This is a genomic window from Succinimonas amylolytica DSM 2873 (assembly GCF_000378405.1).
Classification (GTDB): Bacteria; Pseudomonadota; Gammaproteobacteria; order Enterobacterales; family Succinivibrionaceae; genus Succinimonas; species Succinimonas amylolytica.
Genome location: NZ_KB899636.1, coordinates 828,867 through 837,051, shown reverse-complemented (window position 1 = coordinate 837,051; position 8,185 = coordinate 828,867). Strand labels below are relative to the sequence as shown.

At 47.1% G+C, this 8,185-nt stretch carries 4 protein-coding genes and 1 rRNA gene; 1 reads left to right on the top strand and 4 read right to left on the bottom strand.

What is annotated here, in order from left to right:
* Positions 1–52: 52 nt before the first annotated feature.
* The 4 genes from F557_RS0103760 to rluD all read right to left on the bottom strand — a co-directional run bounded on the left by F557_RS0103760 (position 53) and on the right by rluD (position 6,774).
* Positions 53–1,591: ribosomal RNA gene (locus tag F557_RS0103760) — 16S ribosomal RNA — on the bottom strand.
* 565 nt (positions 1,592–2,156) lie between these two features.
* Positions 2,157–4,736 (bottom strand): ATP-dependent chaperone ClpB, encoded by a 2,580-nt coding sequence (gene clpB, locus F557_RS0103755; protein ID WP_019000921.1) that lies wholly within the window; start codon positions 4,734–4,736, stop codon positions 2,157–2,159.
* Between the two features lie 272 nt (positions 4,737–5,008).
* On the bottom strand, positions 5,009–5,791 hold the full coding sequence (gene pgeF, locus F557_RS0103750; RefSeq protein WP_019000920.1) for a peptidoglycan editing factor PgeF: 783 nt from the start codon (positions 5,789–5,791) through the stop codon (positions 5,009–5,011).
* Entirely contained in the window at positions 5,788–6,774 is a 987-nt protein-coding gene (rluD, locus tag F557_RS0103745) for a 23S rRNA pseudouridine(1911/1915/1917) synthase RluD (protein WP_019000919.1), read from the bottom strand. The genes pgeF and rluD overlap by 4 nt, the downstream gene beginning before the upstream one ends.
* A 213-nt stretch (positions 6,775–6,987) precedes the next feature.
* On the opposite strand from rluD, the gene F557_RS0103740 reads away from it, so the two are divergent.
* On the top strand, positions 6,988–7,725 hold the full coding sequence (locus tag F557_RS0103740; protein ID WP_019000918.1) for an outer membrane protein assembly factor BamD: 738 nt from the start codon (positions 6,988–6,990) through the stop codon (positions 7,723–7,725).
* Positions 7,726–8,185 lie beyond the last annotated feature (460 nt).

Genomic DNA, 8,185 nt, shown 5'->3' with positions numbered 1-8,185 from the left:
TTAAACAATCTGTGTGAACATTCAGCAACAATTTATCAGACGCTTTTCCTGTTAAGGAGGTGATCCAACCACAGGTTCCCCTATGGTTACCTTGTTACGACTTCACCCCAGTCATAAACCACACCGTGGTAATCGCGCCCCTTGCGGTTACGCTAACTACTTCTGGTGCAATTCACTCCCATGGTGTGACGGGCGGTGTGTACAAGGCCCGGGAACGTATTCACCGCGACATTCTGATTCGCGATTACTAGCGATTCCGACTTCATGGAGTCGAATTGCAGACTCCAATCCGGACTACGATTTGCTTTCTGAGATCTGCCCCGTCTCGCGACTTCGCTTCCCTCTGTACAAACCATTGTAGCACGTGTGTAGCCCTGAACGTAAGGGCCATGATGACTTGACGTCATCCCTGCCTTCCTCCGGTTTATCACCGGCAGTCTTCTTTGAGTTCCCGCCTTTACGCGCTGGCAACAAAGAACAAGGGTTGCGCTCGTTGCGGGACTTAACCCAACATCTCACGACACGAGCTGACGACAGCCATGCAGCACCTGTTTACGATTCCCTTGCGGGTACTCCATCCTCTCAGACAGATCATCGTATATGTCAAGTTCAGGTAAGGTTCTTCGCGTTGCATCGAATTAAACCACATGCTCCACCGCTTGTGCGGGCCCCCGTCAATTCATTTGAGTTTTAACCTTGCGGCCGTACTCCCCAGGCGGTCAATTTAAAGCGTTAGCTGCGGAACCCAGCCTCTTCGGACTAGACTCCTAATTGACATCGTTTACAGCGTGGACTACCAGGGTATCTAATCCTGTTTGCTCCCCACGCTTTCGCACCTGAGCGTCAGTTACTATCCAGAAGCTCGCCTTCGCCACCGGTGTTCTTCCAGATATCTACGCATTTCACCGCTACACTTGGAATTCCAGCTCCCCTTATAGTACTCTAGTCTTGCAGTTTCAAATGACCGCCCAACGTTAAGCGCTGGGATTTCACATCTGACTTGCATAACCGCCTGCGTGCGCTTTACGCCCAGTTATTCCGATTAACGCTTGCGCCCTCCGTATTACCGCGGCTGCTGGCACGGAGTTAGCCGGCGCTTCTTCTGCGGGTAACGTCTGCTTTCTGCCCTGTTCGAACTTCAGCTTCCTCCCCGCTGAAAGTGCTTTACAACCCGAAGGCCTTCTTCACACACGCGGCATGGCTGCATCAGGGTTTCCCCCATTGTGCAATATTCCCTACTGCTGCCTCCCGTAGGAGTTTGGGCCGTGTCTCAGTCCCAATGTGGCTGATCATCCTCTCAGACCAGCTAGAGATCGTCGCCTTGGTGAGCCTTTACCTCCCCAACTAGCTAATCCCTCCTGGGCACATTTATAAGCGCATGGTTTCCCATCCTTTTCCCCTCAGGGTTTATGCGGTATTAGCACCCGTTTCCAGGTGTTATCCCCCTCTTATAGGCAGTTTCCCAGGTATTACTCACCCGTCCGCCACTCGTCAGCCAGAAAAGCAAGCTTTCCTGCTGCTACCGTTCGACTTGCATGTATTAAGCCTGCCGCCAGCGTTCAATCTGAGCCATGATCAAACTCTTCAATTCAAAAGTTTGTTTCTTTTGCTCAATAATGAATTTAACTGTTTTGTTGTTCACTCTGCAGTTCCTATTATCGAGACTTCTTTTTTTAGCCTTCCGATAATTCCTGCCGAGTGCCCACACAGATTGTCTAAACTGTTTGTTAAAGAACTTCGCTGAGCTTTACCCTGTCAGCGAGTGCGTATTTTAGAGATTTTTTGAATCCCGTCAACACTTTTTTCAATTTTTTTTCATTTTCTTCCTAAAACCTTACGGCAAAATCACCTAAAAACCTTTATTCTAAAAGGCTTAAAAGCTATTATTATTTTTTTTGATATCACATCGCCCATCGTTTATTTTTTGGCCAATAATGCCAGTTCTAACTGCTTTTTTATCTCTTACAACAAAAGCTTCCCCAAATTTTACAGGTGGTAGGTAACTAACAAAACAGCCAACAAAGGAGCACCACGGTTTCAAAAATAAAAAATCCCCCCACATCTGACATATGGAAGGATTTTTGTAAAACAGGCCCCGATATTAACAGACACTTAATTCGAAACCTTCAGTTAGTACTGCAACCCCGTGATTCCAGCTAGTTCAGCACCAGCTTGGCATTTTCATCAAGATCCACACTGGTAACACGGCCCGAAACCAGCTCCCCCTTTAGCACTGCAGCTGCCAGAGGATTCTCGATATAAGTCTGAATAGCCCTCTTCAGAGGCCGAGCACCGAACACCGGGTCGTATCCGATATCGGCAATTCTATCCAGAAGATGCTCCGGGAATGCAACCTCACAGCCACTTTGAGCCAGCCGTTTTCTGAGAACATCCAGCTGAATCCGGGATATATTCTTGATGTGATCCTTTCCTAGCGGATGGAACACCACAGTCTCATCTATACGGTTCAGGAATTCCGGCTTAAAGTGAGACTGTAGGAGAGCCATTAGATCCGCCTTAATTTCAGCATACTCCTTGTTACCTGTTTCCTCCTGTATGATATCCGAACCCAGGTTAGAAGTCATAATTATCACTGTATTTTTAAAATCCACAGTCCGCCCCTGACCATCAGTCAGTCTTCCGTCATCCAGTACCTGAAGAAGAATATTGAAGATATCCGGATGAGCCTTCTCAATCTCATCTAGAAGAACTACACTGTATGGCCGCCTTCTTACCGCTTCCGTAAGATAGCCGCCTTCATCATAGCCAACATATCCCGGAGGCGCTCCCACTAACCGTGACACACTGTGTTTTTCCATGAATTCGCTCATATCAATGCGCACCATGGCGTTAACCGTATCAAACATGAACTCGGCCAATGCCTTACATAATTCTGTCTTGCCCACACCGGTAGGCCCCATGAAGAGAAATGATCCTATAGGCCTCTGAGGATCTCCCAGTCCGGCACGGCTTCTCCTAATGGCATTGGAAATAGCATTTACGGCCTCCTCCTGTCCGATAACCCTCTGGTGCAAGTTATCCTCCATATGAAGCAACTTCTGTCTTTCTCCTTCCAGCATCTTGGACACCGGAATACCAGTTGCCCGGGAAACCACTTCCGCAATTTCATTCTCCGATACTTTGTTGCGCAGCAACTTATTGGCACTTCCGTCCTGTTTGACTTTTTCACTTTCGGCAATCTGCCTTTCTAGGTTAGGAATAGTCTCATAGCTGAGCTTTGAAGCATCTTCGTATCGACCATTGCGGAAGGCAACCTCGTACTGATACCTTGCAGAATCCAATTCCTCCTTGAGATGCTGCACTCCTGTAAGTCCAGCCTTTTCAGCCTTCCAGATACTGGTTAGCTTCTGAAACTCCGCCTCCTTCGTAGCAATATCGTCATCTATGGCCTGAAGACGTTTCTTGCTGGCATCATCCGATTCCCTGGCCACCGCCTGACGTTCCATTTTCAGCTGAATAAGCTTATGTTCCAGTACATCCAGAGGCTCCGGTTTGGAATCCATCTGCAGTCTAATGCTAGCGGCCGCCTCATCTATGAGATCTATCGCCTTGTCAGGAAGCTGTCTGTCTGTAATATAACGGTTTGACAGGGTTGCGGCGGCCACAATGGCAGGATCGGTAATCTGCACATGATGATGCAGCTCGTACTTCTCTTTAAGCCCGCGCAAAATAGCTATGGTACTTTCAACAGAAGGCTCACCGACAAACACCTTCTGAAACCGTCTTTCCAATGCAGCATCTTTCTCAACATACTTCCGGTATTCATCAAGAGTCGTAGCTCCCATACAATGCAGAGCCCCCCTGGCCAAGGCCGGCTTCAGCATGTTTCCAGCATCCATGGATCCCTCAGCCTTTCCAGCCCCCACCAGAGTATGCAACTCGTCAATAAACAGAATGATATTCCCGCTCTCCTTTTCCAGAGCATTCAGTACTGACTTAAGGCGTTCCTCAAAATCACCACGGTACTTGGCCCCTGCCAGGAGTGCCCCCATATCCAGAGAAAGAACTCTCTTGTTCTTAAGGCCTTCAGGAACCTCTCCCTTCACAATTCTTTGGGCCAAACCTTCGCAGATAGCCGTTTTACCAACTCCTGGCTCTCCGATGAGCACTGGATTGTTCTTCGTTCTTCTCTGCAGAACCTGCATGGTACGGCGAATTTCATCATCCCGTCCGATCACAGGATCCAGCTTTCCTTTCTCAGCCAGTGCCGTAACATCCACAGTGTATTTGCTAAGCGCCTGACGGGTACTTTCAGATTCTGCGGAATTGACATTTTCCCCGCCTCGAATCTTTTCGATTGCCTCATCTATGCGAGCTGCCGTTACATTGCATTTTTTAAGTATGGACTGAACATCGTAATCGTTCTCAAAAGCGGCCTTTACAAAAAATTCGGTAGAAATGAAACCGTCATTTGCCTTCTGAGCCAGACGATCGCAGATATTGAGGACCTTAATAGATGAATTGGACAGCTGAATATCACCACCGGCCCCCCTTACTGTCGGATATCCCTTAATCTTTTCATTCAGCAGGATATCCACTGCCTTCGGGTCTGCCCCCGCAAGGGTCATCAGCGGTGCTGTAGTACCGCCGTCCTGATTTAAAAGCGCACTTAAAATATGCACCGGCTCTATCATCTGCTGATCATTTCCAATGACGAGTGACTGAGCATCCGAAAGAGCTTCCTGGAACTGATTTGTAAATCTGTCCTGCCTCATATTCGCTTACCTCTCGAAATCATAACTTCTGATCAATAAGTAAGGCTGTAAGACAAAAATTCAAGCCCAGCCCAGGATTATTTTAATACACCCCAAAATTCCGAAACGTGTTAAAGACACCAGTACCAAGTTCCCGACAAAAAAGAACGAATGAAATAGCAGCGAATACCCTACTGCAGATAATGGGACAGAGCTGAATATGGAAATCGCCACAAAAGGAAGGCTCTGTCAAAAACAATCATAAGTCCTGGTCTATCATGCCGCATCCCGAATTATCGGGTTCTTACGATAATTCCGGCAAGACGCCCCGTACATCCGTCCCTTCTGTATGAAAAGAAACGCTGCGGATCCGAATAGGTACAGCATCCCGTATCCCGGATATCGGCCACTCCGCATTTTCTGAGGATATTACTGGCAATACCTGGAAGATCTCCCAGAAATTTCCCTTCGCAGGAAGAATCCCGGGTAAAGTATGCAGAAAAAGCTACATCACGATTCAGAAAAAGATCTCGTACTTCTGGACCTACCTGAAAGGCATCCCTGCGAATACAGGGGCCGATTACCGCTGCAAGATGTCCGGCCGCAGATCCGGCAGCCCCTTTCAGAGTGTTTTCAATAATTCCTCCGAGAATCCCCCGCCAACCGCAATGCACTGCCGCAATAAATCCCCCGGATACATCAGCTACAAGAACCGGAATACAGTCGGCGGTCATAACGGCCAGAGCCTTACCTGATAGCCTAGAATATTCCGCATCTGCCTCCTGAGGTGCTAAAAACTGCGTATCCTCTGCAATTTCTGCCACCACCGCAGAATGTGTCTGGTGCATCCAGAAAATCCTGGCATTGGCTGGAAGCAGCCTGCGCACCTTTCTTCTATTTTCCTGAACATGCTCAGGTATATCACCAACGTGATCGCCCAGATTAAGACTGTTCCAGGGCGCTTCACTGACACCACCGACTCTGGTAGTAAAAAAAGCTCGTATTCCAGGAATATCCTGAAATACCTCAATCACCCGCAGCCGATCCTCCTCATTCCCGTCTTCTGAAAAACTCACCAGACAATATCCTCCGGATGCTCTAAAGTATCTTTTCTGAGAACAGCCAGAAGCTCCGCAATATCCGCAGATATTTCAGAACTGAAAGACATCTGTTCGCCGGTAAAGGGATGCTCAAATTCAAGAATCACCGCATGCAGTGCTTGTCTCGGGAAAGTGCTTACATATCTGGTAAACTCTTCAGAAGCTCCGGAAATCTGCCTGGAACGTTTCCCAGCATACAGAGGATCTCCCACCAGAGGATGCCTGATATGAGCCATGTGCACCCTGATCTGGTGGGTTCGTCCGGTTTCCAACCGCAACCTGAGTCGTGTATGCGCCCGAAATTTTTCCATTATTCTATAATGGGTCACTGCCTCTTTTCCCAGACCTTCCGGTTTCACAGCCATCATTATCCGGTTCTGAGAACTTCTTCCTATGGGTTCATCAACTGTTCCACCGGCAGTCATGTGCCCACTTACCACAGCCTCATATTCTCTTACCACGTCGTGTCGGGAAATCATCTTCACCAGCCGATGTACTGCAGGAATGGTTTTTGCTACTACCATAAGCCCGGAGGTGTCCTTGTCTAAACGATGCACAATTCCCGCCCTTGGCAGCTTCCTGCTCTCCGGATATCTAAACAATATGCCGTTCATCAAAGTACCAGAACGGCAGCCGGCCCCCGGATGCACCGTAAGTCCCGCCGGCTTGTCTATAATCATCAGATATTCGTCTTCAAAAATTACCTTCAGCGGAATATCTTCAGCCTGAAAATAACCATCATCCTGAACCTCGGCACTGACTGTCACTTCCTGTCCAACCAGCACCGGGGTTTTGGCAACCGTCACCGGAGTATCATCCACAGTTACCAGTCCTTTCTCTATCCAGCTTTTCAGCTGACTTCTGGAATAATCAGGAAAAATTATGGCCAATGCTTTGTCCAGTCTCTCTCCATGAAGATCTTCCGTAATTTCATCCGCAAGCTCAATAGTCTGCGTCATGCATTTTCCTCCAAAGCTGCCGTCATCGCGGGATTTACAAAGTCATGGCTCCGAAAAGCCGAAGATCCGCTCTTTCTGTGATTGCCAGTACATTATACCGATACCAGGCCGAAACCAATCATAATCTTTAAACTTTCACACTATACCGCCGGCACAGGTGCAAAACCGCGTCTTTTTGTGTATCATTTACCACTGACACACAACGAGGTTCACATGATTGGCAATTTAATCAAATACGGAATGCTCTCGCTGACTGTTCTGTGGCTTTCGGCTTGCTCGTCCGTCAACAAGGATGTTATACCCGACAAAGAGCCGGAAGAGCTGTACATGAAGGCATACGAATCACTGGCAGAAGAAAACTACGGCAAGGCAAAGGAGTATCTTGAAGCCATTGACAGCCGTTATCCCTTTGGCCCCTACGCCCATCAGGTGCAAATGGATCTTATTTACACCTACTACAAGGATCGCGAAGATGATCTTGCCATTGCGGAAATCGATAAATTCCTGCGTCTGAACCCTCAGGATTCGAATATCGACTATGTCCTGTATATGCGGGGACTGACGAACATGCAAAAAGCCACAAATCGCATGCTGAACCTGTTGTTCATTGACACTTACGATCGCGACGTCAGCAATCTGGAACAGGCCTTCAGCGATTTCAGACTGCTCATTGCCAAATATCCGAAAAGCATGTACGCGGCCGATTCCTATGCCCGCATGGTGTACATAAGAAACACCCTGGCCAGGCACGAATATGACGTAGCGGATTTCTATTATCGTAAAGGAGCGTATCTGTCCAGCGCCAGAAGATGCCAGAATATCCTGAAGAGCTTTCGTGATACCGATACCCTTGAGGACGCTCTGACACTGCTTGAAAAAGATTATCTGGCCCTGAAGCTTCCCGATCTGGCAGATCGCACGAAACAGTTCAAAAAAATGAACCTCAGATGAAGATCATTTCCGGCATAACATGGGGATCATTTCTTCGTCTTTGACAGGACTTACATTCATCAAAAAACCCGGTACTATGTTATTTCCGGGTTTCCTGTTATCAGTTAAGTAGAAATTTCCCAATTAGTAATACTATATAAGATGTGCAAATATTGAGCACATCTTGTCTCAATATCTCATTATTTACTCAATATACCAATCAACAACATAACTACCTCAGTTTTCAGATAGACATAAATCCCGTTTTCTCTCTAAAAAAATTAAAAAATATCGACAAAATTGTGAAATTTTTCTTGAGTATAGTCTAATTATAGCTTATAATTAGACTATATGTTTGCGGAGTTTGATATGCCAATACCTAGAGATATTCTTGATGTAGAAAGACCTAAAAATACTGTTGTTATTGTTTACGGAGTAAATAAAGATAAGTACGCTGTCAGACAAAGAGTCGGCTGCAAGC